Here is a 19,754-nt window from a genome sequence, read left to right as displayed (position 1 = left end):
ATTAAAGGTCGAGCCCGCAGGCTCACTCGCTCATCGCCGTGCCGGCTTCGACAGCTTCGAAGCGCTTGCCCTGGCAGGTCAGCACCAGGCGCTCGGCCATCGCCACCACCAGAATCAGCGTGCCCAGCATCATCGGCAGTTGTGGCAGCCACATGGGAATCGGCAACAGGCCGGACGACACTTCCTTGAACTCGTAGGACTCCAGCACGAACAACGCGCAATACCAGGCCATATAGGTAGCGATGCCCAAACCGACCAGCGTGGCCAGTACATCGACTACACGGCGGCCGCCAGCAGGCAGCAGCCGCAACATCAGTTCCACACGGATGTGTGCGCCACGCTGCAGCGCGTAGGGCAAGGCGAGAAAACCCGATGCGGCCATCGCGTAGGCGGCGAACTCATCGGCGGCGGGCACCATGGTGCCCAGCTGGCGGGCGACGATCTGCGCCACGACCAGCAGGCAGATCAGGACGAGAAACACGCCGGACAACCATCCCGACAGGGTGTAGAGCTTGTGCAGTGGGGTCATGAACTACGGGCTCCCTGGGCAAGCCACAAGAAAAGCCCGCCGCCATCAGCGCGGCGGGCAGTAAAGTCACTGCTGGTAAGTGTCGAGAATCGCCTTACCATCGGCTCCGGCGCGCTTGAGCCACTCTTCGGTCATGGTCTGGCCGATCTGCTCGAAGCCGCTCTCCACCGCTGCCGGGGCTTGCTCGGATACCTGCATGCCGTTGTCGGCCAGGGTCTTGACCAACTCGCCGGTCTTCTCCTGAGCAATCGTCCAACCACGCTCTTCGGCACGCTTGGCCGCCTCCAGCACTGCATTCTGAGTCGCTTCCGGCAGGCGGGCGAAGGCACGCGCGTTGACGATGACGAAGTTCTTCGGAATGAACGCCTTGACGTCATAGTAGTAGGAGGAGAAGTCCCAGGCCTGGGAGTCCACACCGGTGGTCGGCGAGGTGAGCATGCCGTTGATCATGCCGGTGCTGAAGGCTTGCGGGATTTCGCCGGTCTGGATCACGGTCGGCACTGCGCCCATCAATTCGGTCATGCGCGAAGTGGCCGGGTTATAGGCACGGAATTTCATGCCCTTGAAGTCGTCCATGTTCGTCACCGGGGTTTTGGTGAAGATGCTCTGCGGCGACCAGGGCATGGCGTACAACAGCTTGATGCCCTGCTTGTTCAAGCGCTCTTCCACGGCCGGACGGCTCGCCGCCCACAGGGCCTGGGCCTGCTCGTAGTTGCGCACCAGGAAGGGCACGCTGTCGATTTCGAAGATCGGATCTTCGTTGCCCAGCACCGACATCAGTACGTCCCCGACCTGCACCTGGCCGGTCTGCACGGCGCGTTTGACCTCAGGACGCTTGAACAGCACCGAGTTGGCGTGCACACGGATCTGCAGCTCGCCGTTACTGGCTTTTTCCACATCCTGGGCAAACTCTTTGGCCACGGTGGTGATGAAGTTGCCATCAGGGTTCTCGGCGGTCATGTTCCAGCGCTCGGCGGCCTGGGCACCGAAGCCCAGTGCACAAGCCAAAGCGGTGATAGCGAAACGCGATGCGATGCTTTTCATGGTGCTCTCCTGTTCATTGTTTTTTGTGCGCCGCAAGGCGCGGCTGGAAGACGATTTCGAGTCTCAGCGCATCGCCCTACCCTGTCCAACTAGAAAAACCGGAGGCGCATGATCGGAAATCGTTATGGGATGAAAGGGGGCATTTCTGCAGCGAATGCACCAGCAGCGGGCAGCCTTTGAAGGCCCCCGCAAGTGGGTGAAATGAAGACGATCAGGCGCTCTGCTGTTCCGGCGCTGGCGCGACTCGCGCCATGCAGGATTCGCCCATTTCCTCGGCGTAAACGTCCAACGCCTCACAGGCCAGGGCGATGATGTCTTCGCTGAGTTCCAGCCCCACGCCCGTGCGCCAGGTAGCGACCACCGGCAAGGGCGGCGGCTCGGGTACATCATCGAGAATGGTCAGCAGGCCTTGCTTGAGTTCGTCATGCACCAGCGCTGGCGGCAGCGCGCCGATACCAAAACCGTCACGCACCAGGCGCGTCATCGCGGCGATGGAGTTGACGCAGTTGATGCGCGGCGCGCTGACGCTGCCGGCATGCAGCAGGTTGAGAATGTCCTGATGCGGTCGAGAATTCTTCGAGAAGGTGATGATGCGCTCGCGTGCCAATTCCTCCATCGAGGCATAGCAGCGGTGGTACAGCGAACCGGTCGGAACGATCCAGCGCACCGGAAATGCGGCCAGTTCCAAGTTGCGTACGCTGTCGCCGTTGACCATATCGGTCTGGAACACGATATCCAGATAGCCCTTGAGCAATTGCTCGTTGAGGTTGCGTGCAGTGTCGGCGGTCAGTTCGATCTCCACTGCCGGGTAGCGCTCCATCACCCGTGTTACGAACGGACTCAACCAGGTGTGAATGACGGTATCCATCGCACCGACACGAATGCGCCCCTGAATCTTTCCGGTATCGCTGATCGACTGTTTCAAGGCCTGCATGGTGTCGATCATGCGCTCGGCGTATTCGAGCACCTTCTGCCCTTCCGGGGTCAGCGATACGCCCTTGGAATCACGCAGAAAAAGACGCGTGCCAAGTTCATCCTCGAGCGCAGCGATACGGCTGGAAATGGACGCCTGGGTGCTGAACAGCTTCTCGGCTGTCAGGCGGAAACTCTTGAGCCGTGCCACCCAAACGAAGGTCTCGAGAAATCTCAGGTTCATGCCGCAACGCCTCTTCGCAATGTTCTTCTCAGGGGCTGATTGGCAGCGCCCACGCTGCCTCAGGCGTAGCAGGTTGTATGCCAGAGGTTTTTCGCTCAGCCGATGAATTTTCCTATCGCTGGCCCCCTGTTTTTTCTCGTTGGACGCCGCCGAACAACGCTTTGAAGAATGGCGCCGCGCTCTGCGCAGACCAAAACAACATCATTCAAAACGCGCTCTGCCAAGCAGCCGCCCACGTCGGCTGCGCGCTCCCAACAGGAGACACTGCACCATGAAACCTCATTACCCATTGGCATCCGCGCTGCTGCTCGGCGGCGGCCTGCCAACCCTCGCGCATGCCGATTTCATCGCTGACAGCAAAGCCAGCGTCGAGATGCGCAACTTCTATTTCAACCGTGATTTCCGCCAGAGCGGCGCCCGTGAAAAGGCGGAGGAATGGGCGCAGGGCTTTCTGCTGCGCATGGAGTCGGGCTACACCGAGGGCACCGTCGGTTTCGGTATCGATGCATTGGGGATGCTCGGTCTGAAGCTCGATTCCGGTGACGGCACAGCCGGCAGCGGCCTGCTCCCGGCCGACCGCTCCGGCGGCTCGCAGGATGAGTATTCCAAGCTCGGCCTGACCGCCAAAGTGAAGGTTTCCAACAGCACATTGAAAGCTGGCGCGCTGCACTTTCGCAGCCCGATCGTCTCGGCCAACGACTCACGCCTGCTGCCGCAGACCTTCCAGGGTGCACTGCTGAATGTTCAGGAAATCGACAACCTGACCCTGCAGGGCGGCAAGATCAACCGCATCAAGGCCAACAGCTCCACCGACTACACCGAGATGACCGGCAACCGCATCGGCGGCAAAAGCGACTCCTTCGTGTTCGGCGGCGGCGAATACAAGATCACCCCGCAGCTCACCGCAGGCCTGCATTACGGCACCCTCGAGGACGTCTACCAGCAGTACTACGGCACGCTGGTGCACGTACTGCCGCTGGGCGATGGCCAATCGTTCAAGACCGATCTGCGCTACTCGCAAAGCCGCGAGGACGGCAACTTCCGCGACCTCGACAACAAGGCTTTCGGCGCCATGTTCACCTACAACATGGGCGGCCACGCCTTCGGTGCCGGCTACCAGCGCATGAGCGGTGACGACCCGTTCCCGTACATCGCCAGCAGCGACCCGTTTCTGGTCAACTTCGTGCAGATCAACGACTTCGCCAACGTCGAGGAACGCTCCTGGCAAGTGCGTTATGACTACAACTTCGCCAGCATCGGTATACCGGGGCTGACCTTCATGACCCGCTATATCTCTGGTGACAACGTCGAAGTCGCCGGCCGCAGCAGTGAAGGCAAGGAATGGGAACGTAATACCGATATCGCTTACGTGGTGCAGAACGGCCCGCTGAAGAATCTCGGGCTGAAATGGCGTAACGCCACGGTTCGCTCCAATTTCGGCAACGATCTCGACGAGAACCGCCTGATTCTCAGCTACACCCTGCCACTTTGGTAAGTACTCAACTCATGACGGGGCCCTTGCGGCCCCGTTCGCGTTTCTCGGGAAACAGGATAGTCATAGACTTTTAATCAAGTTGTATGACAACTTGCCGACTCCTGAGAATCATCCTGAAGAAGATGGCGAGGCGTTATCGTGAGCTTTTTACTGTCCTGGCAACAAAAATTCCGAGCCCTTATCGCGCTCACCCTGATCAGCCTGATCTTGATGGCGGCCGCTTCGTTATGGGCCAACCATCGCGTCAGTAGCGCATTACAGGCGAGGGAACAGGCGGCAGCCTATGCCAGCGCCAGTACCCAGCTGATGAACAACTGGTGGCAACAGAACGCACTGCGCCAACAGATCACTCCCGATCTGCAGGCAGAATTCGACAGCGGTCTCAATCAGCTGCAAGAACTCGTCGGACAACTGTTGACGCAGGCACAGGCACTGGAAGACGACGCCACCTTGCAATACGCCCAGCAGATTCAGACCGTGCTGCTGGAAGAACTGGCCCAACAACGCCAATGGCTCAGCCTCAATCAGACCCTGGGCCTGACCCCCTTCGAGGGCCAGCGCAAAACGCTGACCGAGAGAGGCAAGGCCTTGGAGGCGATCAGCTTCGATCTGATCAAACCGTTCATCAGCGGCGCCCTGAGCAGCCAACGTGACTACCTTTCCACCTTCGATCCAGCCTTCGCCCAGATTGCCCTGACGGCGATCGGCAAACTGCAGGAGCAGATCACGGAGCTCGAATGGCAGGACACGCCGATCGGCAAGAACGTGCAGGGTTATGCCCAGGCGTTCGGCGATATCCATGGCAATATCGAGCGCATCAACGCGACCAATCAGCGCCTGCGCCAATTGGGCGAACAGTTGCAAACGCGCATCGAAGAGCAGGCGCAAGCCCTGCAAAGCGGCCTGCTGCAGCGTCGCACGCAGGAAGCCGAACAGGCGCGCCTGTCGGCACTGTGGATGATGGGGCTGAGCTTCCTTGCCGTTGCCGCCCTGCTCTGCTTCACCCTGCTGCAGGCGTCACGCACGCTGGTCACCCGCCTGCGCAATGCCACCCAGTTGCTCACTCAGGTCGCTTCTGGCGATCTCACCGGCAAGCTGCCGGTAGGCAGCAACCCGCGTGACGAATTCAACCAGTTGGCCGAATCCGCCAACCGCATGATCCAGGGCATCGGCGGCATCGTTGCCGAAGTGGTGCGCGCCAACGGCGAGCTGAGCCGCCTGCATCATCACCTGGGCGATGCCATGCGCCAATTGGGTGATAACAGTACCCAGGTGGAGATGCAGACCGAGCAGGCTGCCTCGGCCTCGCACCAGATCAGCGCCACCCTCAACGACATGGCGCAACGCACCGCCGAAGTCGGCACTGCCACCACCAGCGCTTATGATGCCGCGCGCGATGGCGGCAAGGTAATCGCTGCCAGCGTCGACAGCATGAGTCGCCTGGCGCAGCTGATTCAGGACACCCACAGCCAGGTCGATGCTCTCGGCCAAAGCAGCGCACGGGTCAACGGCATCGTCGATGTGATCAATAGCCTCGCCGACCAGACCAACTTGCTCGCCCTCAATGCGGCCATCGAGGCGGCACGAGCGGGTGCCGCCGGCCGCGGCTTCTCGGTGGTGGCCGATGAGGTGCGCTCGCTGGCGCAGAAGACGGTCTCGGCAACCACCGACATCAGCGCCATCGTCAGCGAGTTCCAGCAGCAGACCCGTCACATGCACCAGTTGATGAGCAATGGCCTGAACCTGGCCGCCGACAGCGAGCGACATGCTGCTCAGGTAGCCGACGCCATCAGCTCCATCACCTCGGCGATGGAGCGCTTGACCGGCGAGATGAACCAGGTCGTGGTGGCCATCGAGGAAGTGTCCACCACCACCGAAGACATCGCCGACAAGATGGAAACCATCAACGTGCATACCGGGCAAAGCAAGGACCTGCGTCATACCCTGGGTGACCACACCGAGGGGCTGTCATCGCAGGTCGATGCTTTGGGGCGCAGCGCCAGTCAGTTCCGCCTGGCTTGAGTGAGACGAGCGCCCGGCCGGTATACCGCCGGCCGGGCATTCATGTTGACGGACTAGCGTGGCAGCCCATCGAGATACGCCTCGATGATCTGCGCGTACTCCTCACCTGCACGCGCCAGCCATTCTCCGGTGAGCTGCTGACCCACCTCGGCCAGACCACGGTGCAGTTGCGGGTCGATGTCCTGCACTACGGTCATGCCGCGCCTGGCGAGCATCCGCGTCTGATAGCCAGTCAAGGCCCAGGACAATGCCCACCCTGCCCGCTCGGCGCGCTCACCGGCATTCAGCAATGCGCGACGCTGTGCCTCTGGCAGACGCTGGAAAGCGCGCTCGTTGACGATAACGATGTTCTTCGGGATGAAAGCGCGCACGTCGTAGAAGTGCGAGGCGAAATCCCAGGCGCGCAGGTCCATGCCGGTGGCGTTGGAGGTGAGCATGATGTCCACCTGCCCTGCACGGAAGGCCTGCGGCACGTCCTCGGTATTGATGGTCGTCGGCTGAGCGTGGAGCAAATGGGCCAGACGCGAGATGGTCGGGTTGTAACTGCGAAAACGCAGATCGCGAACGTCCTCCGCAGTCTGCAGCGGGCGATTGCTGAACAGGCTCTGCGCCGGCCACGGCACCGCATAAACCAGGCGTACGCCATCGGCCAGCAGGCGGCGCTCCACCGCCTCACGGCTTACCGCCCAGAGCTTGCGCGCCTGCTCGTAGTCGGTGGCGAGAAACGGCAGACTGTCCAGTTCGTAGATCGGATCTTCATTGCCCAGCGCAGACATGAACACATCGCCGATCTGAATATCGCCACGGCTTACCGCCGGCTTGACTTCGGGACGACGATACAGAGTGGAGTTCGGATGAACGCGAATATCCAGCTGGCCTTGGGTGGCCTGACGAACATTCCTGGCGAAGTCCACCGCCACGCGGCTGATGAAATTGCCGGCAGGCTGTTCCACGGACATGGACCAACGTTCAGCGCCGTACAGGGGTAACGCCAGAGGTAGAGTGACAAGTAATGCGCAAAACACGGACATGCAAGGTACGGTCTTCATTGGGTTGCCCCCGTAGACTGGTAGACCAGGTACATGAGTCGACTGGAAAGAAACGCAAAAGCCCCCGGGTACGGGAGACACCGGGGGTTGCGCCAGAACGGCGCCAAGGAGCGTCTCACCCAGTCACTGTCGAGGGCCGAGACAATGCTGTCCAACGGGAAAAACCGGCGCCTGGCGATCAGAAAATCCGATGCGTGCACCATCAGCTTTTCCTATCTCCGGCGGATGTTTTAATTAGTTGGACGCTTCTCGGCGGCACCGGAAAAATGAAGCCAACGCCCAGAACAGCCCAAAGCTGTCGGACCACATCCATGCACGCCATGATTAGGATGCTCACTTGAACAGCCTGCTTTTGAATTGCGACATCGGCGAAAGCTTCGGCGCCTGGACCATGGGCCTGGACGCCGAGGTCATGCCCTACATCGACTGCGCCAACATCGCCTGCGGCTTCCACGCCTCCGACCCCAGCGTGATGCGCAAGACCGTGGCCCTGGCCATGGCTCACGACGTACGTATCGGTGCGCACACTGCCTATCAGGATCTGGTCGGTTTCGGCCGTCGTTCGATGGACTGCACGCCGCAGGAAGTCGAAGACCTGATGCTCTATCAGATCGGTGCGCTGGAAGGCATCTGCCGCAGCCAGGGTACCCACGTCAGCTACGTCAAACCGCACGGCGCGCTGTATCAGGACATGATGCGCAAGCCCGCCACCCTGCGTGCGGTGATGAGTGCCGTGGCCAAGTACAACCGCCATCTGCCGCTGATGCTGATGTGCACCCGCGACAACAGCCAGTTCCAGGCGCTGGGCGATGAGTTCGGCCTGACCCTGTGGTTCGAGGCTTTCGCCGACCGCGCCTACGACGCCGCCGGTTTCCTGGTCAGCCGCAGCCTGCCGGGTGCCATGCACCATGACAGCGAAGTGATCGTCAGCCAGGCGATTACCCTGGCGCGTGGCGAGGCGCTGCAGGCCAGCGACGGCAGCGCTCTGCAGTTGAACGCGCAGACCCTGTGCGTACATGGCGACAACGCCAGCTCGGTGGCTGCCGTGCAACGTATCCGGCAGGCCTTCGACGGCCTGGGACAGGCATGAAGGCGCCCAACGTCCGGCTGGAAGTCGCCGGCATAGACAGTCTGATCCTGCGCCTGTTCGACTTTATCGATGAAGCCAACATGCCGTGGATGCTGGCAGCGCGCACGCGCCTTCAGGAAGTGTTCGGCGGCGCGCTGATCGACCTGGTGCCCTCCTACACCACCCTGTTGTTGCACTACGACCTGTGCCAACTCGACAGCAAGCAGGCGCGGGCAAAGGTCGCTGAAGCATTCGACGGTTTGCAGCCTGCCGACCTGCAGGGCGGCCGCGAACACCAGTTGCCCACCTGGTACGACCGCAGCGTCGGCCCGGAGCTGCAACTGCTGGCACGCCGTAGCGGGCTGAGCGAGGCCGAAGTGATCACCCGGCACAGCGGCCATGCCTACCAGGTGTTCGCCCTGGGTTTCGCCCCCGGTGTCGCCTTCATGGGCCTGGTCGAGGAAATCCTCGCTGCGCCACGCCTGAGCACACCGCGCAAGCGCATCGCCGCCGGTAGCGTCGGTATCGCCGAACGGCAGACAGCCGCCTACCCGGTGGTTTCTCCCGGAGGCTGGAACCTGATCGGGCGCACGCCAAGCCGCCTGTTCGGCAGCGATATCGAAGGCTACAGCCTGCTGCAACCCGGTGATCGCGTGCGCTTCGTAGCCATCGACCGCGCCGAGTTCATCCGTCTGGGCGGCGACGACAGTCCGCTGGAGGCCGGCCAATGAACGCTCTTGATGGCGGCTTGCGTGCATTGCGCAGCAGCCCTTTCGTTCATTTGCAAGATGGTGGACGTTTCGGCGTACGCCACCTTGGTGTGACCCAATGCGGGGCCCTGGACTGGATCGCCCATCACTGGGCCAACTGGTTGCTGGGCAATCCGCTGACTGCCGCCGTGGTGGAGATCACTCTGGGTAATGCCGAGTTCGAATGCAGCCGCGACGCTACCCTGGCGCTGACCGGTGCCGACCTCGGTGCACGGCTGGACGACCAGCCGCTAACACCGTGGCGCAACTTCGCAGTGCGCAAAGGCCAGCGCCTGAGCTTCGCCCAGCCGCGCCAAGGCGCGCGTGCCTACCTGGCAGCACCGGGTGGATTCCAGGCACCCTTGGTGCTCGGCAGTTGCGCCAGTATGCTGCGCGAGGGGCTTGGCGGCCTGCTGGGCGATGGCCGTGCCATTGCTGTCGGCGACTCGCTGGGCTGGACCGCTGCCACTGGCGCAACGCGGCAGATGCCCGCCGAATTCATTCCCGAATATCAGGCCGCGCCTCGCCTGCAACTGGTACTGGGCGCGCAAATTGGCGACTTTCGCGGGCAGAGCCTGTTCGACGCCTTCAACAGTGAATGGCTGATCGACCAACGCGCCGACCGCATGGGCATTCGCCTGAATGGTCCGCAACTGCAATGCCAGCGGGGCTCGATGATCTCCGAAGGCATCCCCTTGGGCGCCGTACAGGTGCCGCCGGACGGCCAGCCGATCATCCTGCTCAATGATCGCCAGACCATCGGTGGCTACCCGCGCCTGGGTGCGCTGACGCCACAGGCCGTGGCTCGGCTGGCGCAATGCCTGCCAGGGCAGACCGTACACCTTGTCCCCACCACGCAGGACAGCGCCCTGCTAACCCAGCGTCAACTCCTGGCGCAGTGGCAATAGCGCCGCGTAGCAATGGCCCACCAGCGTCAATGGCGGGTCATTGCGGCGCTGGCGATCAGCCTCTCATTTCTGTTGCCAGACTGTTCATGAACAGCGCCGCAGATAGCGGCTGAAGCCGCAAATGCATTAAAGTCGGCGGTCTGCACGCGCGGCAATCAAAGCCCCGCCCATCCGCCAGAAGAGCCCTACGATGGAACACCGTGAAGCGCTGGTCGCGTTACGCCAATTTCTCTCCACTCAGATCCTCGGCCAGGAAAAGCTCATCGAGCGTTTGCTGATCGCCCTGCTCGCCGATGGCCACCTGTTGGTCGAAGGTGCCCCTGGTCTGGCCAAGACCAAGGCGATCAAGGAGCTGGCCGAAGGTATCGAGGGCGAGTTTCATCGCATCCAGTTCACCCCGGACCTGCTGCCAGCAGACATCACCGGCACCGAGATCTACCGCCCGGAAACTGGCAGCTTCGTGTTCCAGCAGGGGCCGATCTTCCACAACCTGGTGCTGGCCGACGAGATCAACCGCGCCCCGGCCAAGGTGCAGTCGGCGCTGCTCGAAGCCATGGCAGAGCGCCAGGTCTCGGTCGGACGCTCGACCTACGATCTGTCGCCGCTGTTTCTGGTCATGGCCACGCAGAACCCCATCGAGCAGGAAGGCACCTACCCGCTGCCCGAAGCGCAACTCGACCGCTTCCTGATGCATGTGAAGATCGGTTTTCCCGACGCGGCCGTGGAGCGCAAGATTCTCGCCCAGGCCCGTGGCGATGCGCTCAACGGTGAGGCCAAGCCCGAGCATCGGGTCAGCCAGCAGGCGGTGTTCGCCGCACGCAAGGAAATTCTTGGCCTGTACATGGCCGATGCCGTGGAGGAATACCTGGTGCAACTGGTCATGGCCAGCCGCACCCCGGCCAAGTTCGCCGCCGAGCTGGCCGACTGGATCGCTTACGGCGCCAGCCCGCGCGGCTCCATCGCCCTCGACCGTTGCGCGCGCGCTCATGCCTGGCTGGCCGGGCGCGACTTCGTCAGCCCGGAAGATATCCAGGCGGTGCTGTTCGACGTGCTGCGCCACCGCATCATCCTGTCTTTCGAGGCGGAAGCCTCGGGGGTCGATCAGGATCGCGTGATCCAGCGCATCCTCGACGTGGTGGCGGTGGCCTGAATGCCATATTGCGCGCTTGTCTCCCCTCTCCCGCTTGCGGGAGAGGGGGCGGGGGAGAGGGCAGCGAAACGCTCCACCCTCTCCCCAGCCCTCTCCCATAAATGGGCGAGGGAGCACGGCAGGATGGCGTGAGATCGATATGTCCAGCCCAACCCCGGCACCCGGCATCCATATCACCCTCGGCGAGCTGATCGACATGCGCCACAAGGTGCATGAGGTGCCCCTGTTCTCCACCCCGGCCCGGCGCAGCCCGCTGATAGGCCTGCATCACTCCAAGCTGCGCGGCCGTGGCGTGGACTTCGACCAGGTACGCGTCTACCAGCCGGGCGACGACGTGCGCACCATCGACTGGCGCGTCACCGCACGCACCCAGGAGCCGCACACCAAGCTGTTCCATGAGGAACGCGAGCGCCCCATCTTCATCATCAGCGAGCAGAGCCAGCGCCTGTTCTTCGGCTCCGGCCAATGCTTCAAGTCGGTGCTGGCCGCTCGCGCCGCTGCGCTGATCGGCTGGGCCGCGCTGGGTCACAACGATCGTATCGGTGGCCTGGTGTTCGCCGACAACGAGCATCACGAGGTCAAGCCACGGCGCAGCAAGCAGAGCCTGCTGCAACTGCTCAACCTGCTGGCCCGCGCCAACCAGGCGCTCGGTCCGGAAAGCCAGGCCAACACGAACCGCGACAATTTTGGCCTGGCCCTGCGTCGCGCCCGCGAGGTGCTGCGCCCGGGCAGCCTGGTGATCGTGCTCTGCGACGAACGTGCCCTCAGCGACAACGCCGAACAGCAACTCACCTTGCTCGCACGCCACACGGACCTGTTGCTGCTGCCGCTGTCCGATCCGCTCGACCACGCCTTGCCGGCCGCCGGCCTGCTGCGTTTCACCCAGAACGGTGCGCAGCTGGAGCTCGACAGCCACAACGGCGACCTGCGCCAGGCTTATCGCACCCAGGCCCAGGCCCGTGAGGCACGCTGGCAGCGCCTGGCACAGAAGCTGGGCGTGCCGTTGCTGCCGCTGAGCACACAGTTCGAACTGGTCGAGCAATTGCAGGAGCAGCTCAGCAGCCTGCACGCGAGAAAATCCCTATGAATCCCATCGACCAGTTGCAGCCGCTGATCGATCCAGCGCCCGTGCCCTGGTGGCCACCAGCACCCGGCTGGTGGTTGCTGGCTGTGCTCTTGCCACTGCTGGCTTGGGGCCTGTGGCGCTTGCTGCGCAACTGGCGACGCCGTCCGCCAAAGGTGGTCACGCAGCAAACACTCGACCCACTGCGCCAAGCTGCGCTCGACGAACTGTCGCGTCTGAGCAAGCCCTTCGACGGCGCCCCGGCCGGCCCCTGGCTGCAGCAGCTCAACGCCCTGCTCAAGCGCCTGTGCCGCGAACGCTATCCCGAGAGTGCCAGTCACACCCTGAGCAGCCGCGCCTGGCTGGCGTTTCTCGATAACCGCTGTCCGGCGGCGGGTCTGACCCGCTGGATGATACTCGTCGACGGCAGCTACAGACCGCAGTGCACGCTGAGCGACAAGGCCATCGTGGAGCTCGATCAGGCCATCGCCACCTGGATTCGCAAGCATGTTTGAGTTCGCCTGGCCCTGGGTCTTTCTGCTCGCGCCGCTGCCCTGGCTACTGCGCGTGCTGCTGCCGCCGGCCGACAGCGGTGATGCGGCGCTGCGCGTCGGCTTTCTCGACGAATTGCAGGCCCTGAGCGGGCGTCGTGCCCGTGCTGCGCTGCCCAGCTGGCGCCAGCAAGCGCCGCTGGTGCTGCTCTGGTGCCTGCTGCTGTGCGCTGCCGCCCGGCCACAGTGGGTCGGCGAACCGCTGCCGCTGCCCGCCAGCGGCCGCGATTTGCTGCTGGCGGTGGATGTCTCCGGTTCCATGGATTACGCCGACATGCAGTGGGATGACGAGCCGATCAGCCGCCTGGAACTGGTCAAACGCCTGCTCGGCGATTTCATCGAAGGTCGCCGTGGCGATCGCGTTGGCCTGATCCTGTTCGGCAGCCAGGCCTATCTGCAGGCGCCGTTGACCTTCGACCGCCACACCGTGCGCACCTGGCTGGACGAGGCGTTGATCGGCATCGCCGGCAAGAACACCGCCATCGGCGACGCCATCGGCCTGGCGGTCAAACGCCTGCGCCAGCGCCCGGCGCAAAGTCGCGTGCTGGTGCTTATCACCGACGGAGCCAACAACGGCGGCGAAATCGATCCGATGGTGGCTGCACAACTGGCCGCCGATGAAGGTGTGCGTATCTATGCCATCGGCATCGGCGCCGACCCACAGCAAAGCGGTGCATTCGGCAGCTTCGGTTTCAGCGCGTTGGATCTGGACGAAACCAGCCTGCGCGCGATCACCGACGTCACGGGCGGTGAGTATTTCCGCGCACGCAATCAGGCCGAGCTGACCCAGATCGAACGGACGCTCGATCGCCTCGAACCCGTCGCCCAGCAAACCACGCTCGCCCGCCCGGCTCAGGCGCTCTATGCCTGGCCACTGGCGCTGGCGCTGCTGGGCTCGCTGCTGCTGGTTAGCCAGGTGCTCTGGCCTGACCTGCTACAGCGGCTCAGGAGGCGCACATGAGCATGCTCTGGCCGGAATGGCTGCGCCCATTGTGGCTGCTGGCCGCGCCCTTGCTGGCCTGGCTGCTCTGGCGCCTATGGCATCGCGAGCGCCAGAGCGGGCGCTGGCAACTGTTGCTGCCCCCTGTATTCCATCAGGCGCTGCTCAAAGGCGGCAGCGGCCGCTCCAGCAAGCTGCCCTGGCTGGCACTCGGCCTGGCCTGGCTGCTCGCCGTACTGGCGCTACTCGGCCCCAGTTGGCAGCGCGTCGAGCAGAGTAACCAGAAGCCTGCCGACCCACTGTTGATCCTGCTCGAACTGACGCCGCAGATGCTCGCAACCGACGGCCGGCCCAATCGCCTGGAACAGACCCGGCGCAAGTTGCTCGACCTGCTCGAAGCCCGTCGCGACGCGCAGACGGCGATCATCGTTTACGCCGGCAGCGCACACAGCCTGGTGCCGCTGTCCGATGACCTGGCCACCAGCCGCAACCTGCTGGAAGCGCTTAAACCGTCGCTGATGCCGGAGCCGGGCCGACGCGCCGATCTGGCCGTCGCGCGCGCGCTGCAACTGCTCGACCAGGCACCGCTGGGCCAGGGCCGCCTGCTACTGATCACCAGCGCCCTCGATGATGAGGAGCGCAACGGCATCCAGCAGGCACTGGAGAAACGCTCGGTACCACTGCTGGTGCTGGGCGTGGGTAGTCGCGAAGGCGCGCCAGTGGTGCAAGAGGACGGTAGCTTTCTCAAGGACTCGCGCGGCGCCATCCTGATCCCACGTCTGGATGCACGCGGCCTGCGGGAAACCGCCGAAGCCCATGGCGGCCGCTATGCGCCGATCCGCCTGGACGACGACGACCTGCGCCGCCTGGGCCTGCTCGATGGCCCGCAGGCCATGCGCGCGGCAGGTGAGCCGACCTTGCTCGACAGCCATATCGACCAGGGCTACTGGCTGCTGCTGCCACTGCTGTTGCTGGCCGCCTGTGCCGGGCGCCGCGGCTGGCTGTTCTGCCTACCACTGCTGCTGATGCTGCCGCCACAAAGCAGCCAGGCCTTCGAATTCGACGACCTCTGGCTGCGCCCCGATCAGCAGGGCCAGCGCCTGCTGGAAGCACAACGCCCTGACGAGGCCGCCCAACGCTTCGTCGATCCGCAGTGGCAAGGCAAGGCTCTCTATGAGGCCGAGGATTACTCTGCCGCCGCAGAGCGTTTCGCCAAGGGCGACAGCGCCATCGATCACTACAATCGCGGTAATGCCCTGGCCAAGGCCGGTGAACTGGAAGCGGCGCTGGATGCCTATGAGCAGGCCCTGGAACGCCAGCCGGAGCTGGCGGCCGCGCAGCACAACAAGGCCCTGGTGGAAGAAGCGCTGCGCCAGCGCGAGAATCAGCAGCAATCCGGCGAGGGTGACTCGGCCGAGCAGCAGGCACCAGACGACGATCAGGCCGAGCCGACGGAATCCACGGCCGGCCAGCCCGCCGACAGCACCGCTGCACAGCCTACCCAGCCGAGCAGTAGCGGTGAGAACAGTGAAAGCAGCGCAATACAGGGCAGCGCGAATGGCACCGGGGACTACAGCCAACCCGACAGCCACACCGACAGTGCCTCCCCGGACGATGCCGAGCCCGTTGAGCAACCGCGCACGGAAGCCGATCTGGGCACCGCGGCAGAACGTCGGCAAGCGCTGGAACAATGGCTGCGGCAGATCCCGGACGATCCGGCGGAGCTGCTGCGGCGCAAATTCTGGTATGAACAGCAACAGCGTCAGGACTCGAACCGATGAAGCGTCTGGTCTTCCTGCTTCTTCTAGTGCTCGCGGGGCAGGCCCATGCCGAAGCCTTTTTCGCCAGCGTCGACCGCACTCGCCTGAGCGAAGGCGAAACCGTGGTGCTGACGCTGGAGTCGACTGACCCGACCCGCTTCGGTCGGCCCGACTTGAGCCCGCTGGAGAAAGACTTCGAGGTACTTGGCAGTCGCCAGGTCAACCGTCTGAGCAGCATCGGCGATGCACCGCGCGCCAGCACTCGCTGGATCCTCACCCTGCAGCCGCGCCGCAACGGCGAGGTGACAATCCCGGCAATCCGCCTGGAAGACGCCGAAACCCTGCCGATCACGCTGAATGTCGAGGCAGCCGTCAGCGCAGGCGATGGCGAACAACTCGCACCGGTATTCATCGATGCCAGCCTCGATCAGGACAACGTCTACGTCCAGGCCCAGGCGGTGCTGACCCTGCGCATCTACCACTCGGTGTCCATGTACGACGACAGCAGCCTGACGCCGCTGCGGTTGCCCGATGCCCGCGTCGAACAACTGGGCGAACCGCGCACTTACGAAAAGAGCATCGGCGGCGTGCTGCACGGCGTGATCGAACTGCAGTACGCCATCTATCCGCAACGCAGCGGCGAGCTGGTGATTCCCGGACAGACTTTCAGTGCCACCCTGGTCGACCGCTCGCGCAATACCGACTTCCTGCCATTCGGGCCGCGCACCGGCAAGGTCTCACGGGTCAAGTCCCCCGACATTCCGCTGCTGGTCAAACCGAAGCCGGCTGACTACCCGCCTGACGCGCCCTGGCTGCCTGCACGTGCACTGGGCCTGGCGGAAACCTGGAACCCGCAACCGGAGCAGAGCCAGGTCGGTGACTCCCTGACCCGCCGCCTGATTCTCAAGGTCGACGGACTTTCCAGTGCTCAGCTGCCGCCATTACCGGCGACCCAGGTCGACGGCCTGCGTCGCTACCCGGATCAGCCGCAGATGAGCGACCAGAAGAGCGAAACCGGCATCATCGGCACCCGCGAGGAACGCGAGGCGCTGGTGCCTAATCGCAGCGGCAGTTTCGACCTGCCGCCTCTGGAAGTGCTGTGGTGGAACACCCAGACCGACACACTGGAGCGCACCACCCTCTCCGCCCGCACGTTGCAGGTCGCGGCAAACCCGCAACTGCAGAACGATGAACAACCCAATACACCGATGGTGACGACCCAGGTGATCGAGGGGCCGGACCTGTGGCCCTGGCAGTTGGCCTGCGCGCTATTGAGCGTAACCACGCTGCTCGGCTTCGGCTTGTGGTGGCATGCCCGTCGGCAACCGGCGATCCAGCGCGTGGCACAGAGCGGCCCCAGCCCGCGCACGCTGCTCGACGACATCAAGCGCGCCTGCCAGGCCGGCGATGCCCAGGCCACGCGTCATGCACTCGACGCCTGGGCCCGTCAGCAACCGGAAACCCTCGCCGATATGGCAGCACGCTACGTACCGCTGTCGGACGCCCTGGACGGTCTCAACGGCGCGCTGTACAGCGAAGTTGGCCAACAGTGGCAAGGCGAGGAGCTGTGGAAGGCGATTCGCAACTTGCCCGCCGCACAGGAGCCAAGCGCAGCGCCGCAGGAAAGCAACGCGCTACCGCCGCTGTATCCACGCTAGCGCTGCCCTCGCGGGCATCGAAGCGAACCCCCACGCAGCACGTCCGGATCACGGCGACAACGCCACGTGTCAGGCGCCTACGGATTGCAGTGGCCCAACAGAACTGTAGGAGCCGGCTTGCCGGCGATACACCCTATAGCAGCGATGATCGCCAGCAAGCTGGCTCCTACAGAGCGCACATCGGAAACATACCGATAGCCCATAAAAAAACCGCGGCCCACGGGCCGCGGTTTTCGTTCTACGCGATAGGCATCAAGCCTTGGCGCGCATTTTCTCGGTATTGATCAGGAAGCGAGCCAGAGCCGGCAGCAGCCAGATCGCACCGATCATGTTCCACAGGAACATGAAGGTGAGCATCAGGCCCATGTCTGCCTGGAACTTGATCGCCGAGAAGATCCAGGTCGCCACACCGATGGCCAGGCAGACGCCGGTGAACAGTACCGCCTTACCCGTGGACTTCAGCGTCTCGTAGTAGGCTTCCTGCAGCGGCATGCCCTGACGCAGGTAGGTCTCCAGACGGCTGTAGATGTAGATGCCATAGTCGACACCGATACCCACACCCAATGCGATCACCGGCAGCGTGGCGACCTTCACACCGATACCCATGAAGGCCATCAGCGCGTTACCCAGCACCGAGGTCAACACCAGTGGCAGGATCACGCAGAGGGTCGCTGCCAGCGAGCGGAAGGTCAGCAGACACATGATGCTTACCGCCGCGTAGACGGCGATCAGCATGGTGGTCTCGGACTCGGCGATTACCTCGTTGGTCGCGGCTTCGATACCGGCGTTACCGGCAGCCAGTACCACCTGAAGGTCGTCAGTGGTGTGCTGCGCAGAGAACTCTTCAGCCGCAGCCACGGCGCGCGACAGGGTCTCGGCCTTGTGGTCCTCGAGGAACACCAGCACCGGCGCCACCGAGCAGTCGGCGTTGTACAGGCCTTCGGCACGGGCAATGGAGTTGTTCAGTACGTCCTGGTTACGCGACAGGGTTTCCCATTTCAGGTTGCCCTCGTTCATGCCCTTGATCACCTGCTTGGACACGGTGACCATGGAGATGGCCGACTGCACGCCCTCGGTGTTCTCCATCTTCCACATCAGCTCGTCCATGGCGGCCAGGCTGTCATAGGTAGAGCAGCCTTCGGGGCCGGTCTTGATCATGACTACCAGCACGTCGGAACTGGTCGAGTAGTTGCGGATGACGAAGTCATTGTCCAGGTTGTAGCGCGAGTCCGGATGCAGTTCCGGCGCGCCCTGATCGAGGTCGCCGATCTTCAGGTTCTGCCCGTACCAGACACCACCAGCCAGCGCCACCACGGCAACGACAACGGAGATCGGTGCCACCATCGGATGGGCGAAGTTGGAAATGGCGCGCCAGATCGGATGATCCTTGGCAGCCTCCTCGCGGCTCTTCTTCACCGCACGGTTGCCGATACCGATATAGGAAATCACGACCGGCAGCAGGATCAGGTTGGTGAGGATGATCACCGCCACACCCATCGATGCGCCGATGGCCAGCTCGCGGATCACGCCGATATCGATCAGCAGCAGGGTAACGAAGCCAACTGCGTCGGACAGCAGCGCCACCAGCCCCGGGATGAACAGTTGGCGGAACGCCATACGCGCGGCGGAGAGTGCATCGGTCGCCTCACCCGATGCCATGGCGATGCCGTTGATCTTCTGCACACCATGGGAGATGCCGATGGCAAATACCAGGAATGGCACCAGCATCGAGTAGGGATCGAGACCGAAGCCCAGGGTGTGCAGCAAGCCCAGCTGCCAGATCACCGCGACCAGCGTGGTGATCAGCACCGCCAAGGTGCTCTTGACGCAGTGGGTGAACCACAGCAGCAGCACGAAGGTGATGCCGATGGCCACGGCAAAGAACAGCGCCACACCGATCAGGCCATCGATGAGATCACCGACCTTCTTGGCGAAGCCGATGATATGCACCTTGACGTTGGGATTCTGCGCCTCGTACTTCTGGCGAATCTTGTCTTCAAGCTCGTGAGAGAACTTCTGGTAGTCCAGCTTGATCAGCTTGCTCTGATCATTCGGGTCCGGGTAGGACTCGAGCAGCGGAATATCGACGATGCTGGACTTGAAGTTGTTCGCCACCAGGCGACCGATCTGACCGGACTTGAGAATGTTGCTACGCAGATCCTCAAGGCTATCTGCAGAACCGTCGTAGGTCTGCGGGATCACTTCGCCGCCAGCAAAGCCCTCTTCGGTCACTTCGGTCCAGCGCACGCTCGGACTCCACAGCGACTTCAGACCGGAGCGGTCGACGCCAGGAATGTAGAACGCCTCGTCATTGATCTGCCGCAGCGTTTCCATGTATTCCTTGCTGAAGATGTCACCATCGGTGGCTTCCACCGAGATGCGCACCGTGTTACCCAGGTTGGCCAGGTCATTACGGTGTTCGAGCATCTTCTGAATATAGGGGTGCCCCAGCGGAATCATCTTCTCGAAGCTGGTCTGCGGGCGTACCTGGGCAGCCTGATAGAACAGGAAGATGCTGATCAGCAGGCAGATCAGGATCACCGCCGGGCGATTGTTGAAAATCAGCCGCTCGAGGAAGGAAGCAGGCTGTTGTTGATGCTTGGTCATGCAA

At 63.2% G+C, this 19,754-nt stretch carries 16 protein-coding genes; 11 read left to right on the top strand and 5 right to left on the bottom strand.

Annotated elements, in window-relative coordinates; all coding sequences use genetic code 11:
• Positions 1-22: 22 nt before the first annotated feature.
• The 3 genes from EGJ86_RS20850 to EGJ86_RS20840 all read right to left on the bottom strand — a co-directional run bounded on the left by EGJ86_RS20850 (position 23) and on the right by EGJ86_RS20840 (position 2,729).
• Positions 23-529 (bottom strand): TRAP transporter small permease, encoded by a 507-nt coding sequence (locus EGJ86_RS20850; protein ID WP_125836485.1) that lies wholly within the window; start codon positions 527-529, stop codon positions 23-25.
• 66 nt (positions 530-595) lie between these two features.
• A complete protein-coding gene (locus tag EGJ86_RS20845) occupies positions 596-1,573 on the bottom strand; it encodes a TRAP transporter substrate-binding protein (protein ID WP_125836484.1) in 978 nt (325 codons plus the stop codon).
• 211 nt (positions 1,574-1,784) lie between these two features.
• The gene (locus tag EGJ86_RS20840; RefSeq protein ID WP_099523243.1) at positions 1,785-2,729 is read right to left on the bottom strand and encodes a LysR family transcriptional regulator; all 945 of its coding nucleotides are present in this window, start codon (positions 2,727-2,729) and stop codon (positions 1,785-1,787) included.
• Between the two features lie 271 nt (positions 2,730-3,000).
• On the opposite strand from EGJ86_RS20840, the gene EGJ86_RS20835 reads away from it, so the two are divergent.
• Complete coding sequence (locus EGJ86_RS20835; RefSeq protein ID WP_125836483.1) at positions 3,001-4,224, top strand: OprD family porin; 1,224 nt, start codon at positions 3,001-3,003, stop codon at positions 4,222-4,224.
• 138 nt (positions 4,225-4,362) lie between these two features.
• Positions 4,363-6,246, top strand: coding sequence for a methyl-accepting chemotaxis protein (locus EGJ86_RS20830; protein ID WP_125836482.1), 1,884 nt, complete (start codon positions 4,363-4,365; stop codon positions 6,244-6,246).
• A gap of 53 nt (positions 6,247-6,299) precedes the next feature.
• On the opposite strand, the gene EGJ86_RS20825 is transcribed toward EGJ86_RS20830, so the two are convergent.
• Positions 6,300-7,205, bottom strand: a complete 906-nt coding sequence (locus EGJ86_RS20825) for a TRAP transporter substrate-binding protein (protein WP_125836481.1) — start codon at positions 7,203-7,205, stop codon at positions 6,300-6,302.
• A 427-nt stretch (positions 7,206-7,632) separates the two neighbouring features.
• Here EGJ86_RS20825 and EGJ86_RS20820 point away from each other — a divergent pair, with 427 nt between their 5' ends.
• The 9 genes from EGJ86_RS20820 (at position 7,633) to EGJ86_RS20780 (ending at position 17,143) form a co-directional block, all read left to right on the top strand.
• Positions 7,633-8,385 (top strand): 5-oxoprolinase subunit PxpA, encoded by a 753-nt coding sequence (locus EGJ86_RS20820; protein ID WP_125836480.1) that lies wholly within the window; start codon positions 7,633-7,635, stop codon positions 8,383-8,385.
• Positions 8,382-9,095 (top strand): allophanate hydrolase subunit 1, encoded by a 714-nt coding sequence (locus tag EGJ86_RS20815; RefSeq protein ID WP_125836479.1) that lies wholly within the window; start codon positions 8,382-8,384, stop codon positions 9,093-9,095. The genes EGJ86_RS20820 and EGJ86_RS20815 overlap by 4 nt, the downstream gene beginning before the upstream one ends.
• A complete protein-coding gene (locus tag EGJ86_RS20810) occupies positions 9,092-10,021 on the top strand; it encodes a biotin-dependent carboxyltransferase family protein (protein WP_125836478.1) in 930 nt (309 codons plus the stop codon). The genes EGJ86_RS20815 and EGJ86_RS20810 overlap by 4 nt, the downstream gene beginning before the upstream one ends.
• Positions 10,022-10,211: 190 nt before the next feature.
• Positions 10,212-11,171 (top strand): MoxR family ATPase, encoded by a 960-nt coding sequence (locus tag EGJ86_RS20805; protein WP_125836477.1) that lies wholly within the window; start codon positions 10,212-10,214, stop codon positions 11,169-11,171.
• A gap of 139 nt (positions 11,172-11,310) precedes the next feature.
• The gene (locus EGJ86_RS20800; RefSeq protein ID WP_125836476.1) at positions 11,311-12,258 is read left to right on the top strand and encodes a DUF58 domain-containing protein; all 948 of its coding nucleotides are present in this window, start codon (positions 11,311-11,313) and stop codon (positions 12,256-12,258) included.
• Positions 12,255-12,749, top strand: a complete 495-nt coding sequence (locus EGJ86_RS20795; protein ID WP_125836475.1) for a DUF4381 domain-containing protein — start codon at positions 12,255-12,257, stop codon at positions 12,747-12,749. Before EGJ86_RS20800 ends, EGJ86_RS20795 begins: the two co-directional genes overlap by 4 nt.
• Positions 12,742-13,746 carry a VWA domain-containing protein gene (locus tag EGJ86_RS20790; RefSeq protein WP_125836474.1) on the top strand — a complete coding sequence of 335 codons (1,005 nt, stop codon included), beginning with the start codon at positions 12,742-12,744 and terminating at the stop codon, positions 13,744-13,746. The genes EGJ86_RS20795 and EGJ86_RS20790 overlap by 8 nt, the downstream gene beginning before the upstream one ends.
• A complete protein-coding gene (locus EGJ86_RS20785; RefSeq protein ID WP_125836473.1) occupies positions 13,743-15,506 on the top strand; it encodes a VWA domain-containing protein in 1,764 nt (587 codons plus the stop codon). The genes EGJ86_RS20790 and EGJ86_RS20785 overlap by 4 nt, the downstream gene beginning before the upstream one ends.
• Positions 15,503-17,143 carry a BatD family protein gene (locus EGJ86_RS20780; RefSeq protein WP_125836472.1) on the top strand — a complete coding sequence of 547 codons (1,641 nt, stop codon included), beginning with the start codon at positions 15,503-15,505 and terminating at the stop codon, positions 17,141-17,143. The genes EGJ86_RS20785 and EGJ86_RS20780 overlap by 4 nt, the downstream gene beginning before the upstream one ends.
• Positions 17,144-17,395: 252 nt before the next feature.
• Here EGJ86_RS20780 and EGJ86_RS20775 read toward each other — a convergent pair whose 3' ends face one another.
• The gene (locus EGJ86_RS20775; RefSeq protein WP_125836471.1) at positions 17,396-19,750 is read right to left on the bottom strand and encodes an RND family transporter; all 2,355 of its coding nucleotides are present in this window, start codon (positions 19,748-19,750) and stop codon (positions 17,396-17,398) included.
• Between the last annotated feature and the right edge of the window lie 4 nt (positions 19,751-19,754).

The sequence above is a fragment of the Pseudomonas sp. o96-267 genome, assembly GCF_003935465.1.
In the GTDB taxonomy this organism is placed as follows: domain Bacteria; phylum Pseudomonadota; class Gammaproteobacteria; order Pseudomonadales; family Pseudomonadaceae; genus Aquipseudomonas; species Aquipseudomonas sediminis.
This window is presented reverse-complemented; position numbering and strand designations above follow the sequence as displayed.

Coding starts and splice junctions, on each gene's coding strand:
- EGJ86_RS20785 (WP_125836473.1), top strand. CDS start 13,743: ATGAGCATGCTCTGGCCGGAATGGCTGCGCCCATTGTGGCTGCTGGCC.
- EGJ86_RS20810 (WP_125836478.1), top strand. CDS start 9,092: ATGAACGCTCTTGATGGCGGCTTGCGTGCATTGCGCAGCAGCCCTTTC.
- EGJ86_RS20845 (WP_125836484.1), bottom strand. CDS start 1,573: ATGAAAAGCATCGCATCGCGTTTCGCTATCACCGCTTTGGCTTGTGCA.
- EGJ86_RS20790 (WP_125836474.1), top strand. CDS start 12,742: ATGTTTGAGTTCGCCTGGCCCTGGGTCTTTCTGCTCGCGCCGCTGCCC.
- EGJ86_RS20815 (WP_125836479.1), top strand. CDS start 8,382: ATGAAGGCGCCCAACGTCCGGCTGGAAGTCGCCGGCATAGACAGTCTG.
- EGJ86_RS20775 (WP_125836471.1), bottom strand. CDS start 19,750: ATGACCAAGCATCAACAACAGCCTGCTTCCTTCCTCGAGCGGCTGATT.
- EGJ86_RS20850 (WP_125836485.1), bottom strand. CDS start 529: ATGACCCCACTGCACAAGCTCTACACCCTGTCGGGATGGTTGTCCGGC.
- EGJ86_RS20835 (WP_125836483.1), top strand. CDS start 3,001: ATGAAACCTCATTACCCATTGGCATCCGCGCTGCTGCTCGGCGGCGGC.
- EGJ86_RS20780 (WP_125836472.1), top strand. CDS start 15,503: ATGAAGCGTCTGGTCTTCCTGCTTCTTCTAGTGCTCGCGGGGCAGGCC.
- EGJ86_RS20825 (WP_125836481.1), bottom strand. CDS start 7,205: ATGTCCGTGGAACAGCCTGCCGGCAATTTCATCAGCCGCGTGGCGGTG.
- EGJ86_RS20795 (WP_125836475.1), top strand. CDS start 12,255: ATGAATCCCATCGACCAGTTGCAGCCGCTGATCGATCCAGCGCCCGTG.
- EGJ86_RS20800 (WP_125836476.1), top strand. CDS start 11,311: ATGTCCAGCCCAACCCCGGCACCCGGCATCCATATCACCCTCGGCGAG.
- EGJ86_RS20805 (WP_125836477.1), top strand. CDS start 10,212: ATGGAACACCGTGAAGCGCTGGTCGCGTTACGCCAATTTCTCTCCACT.
- EGJ86_RS20840 (WP_099523243.1), bottom strand. CDS start 2,729: ATGAACCTGAGATTTCTCGAGACCTTCGTTTGGGTGGCACGGCTCAAG.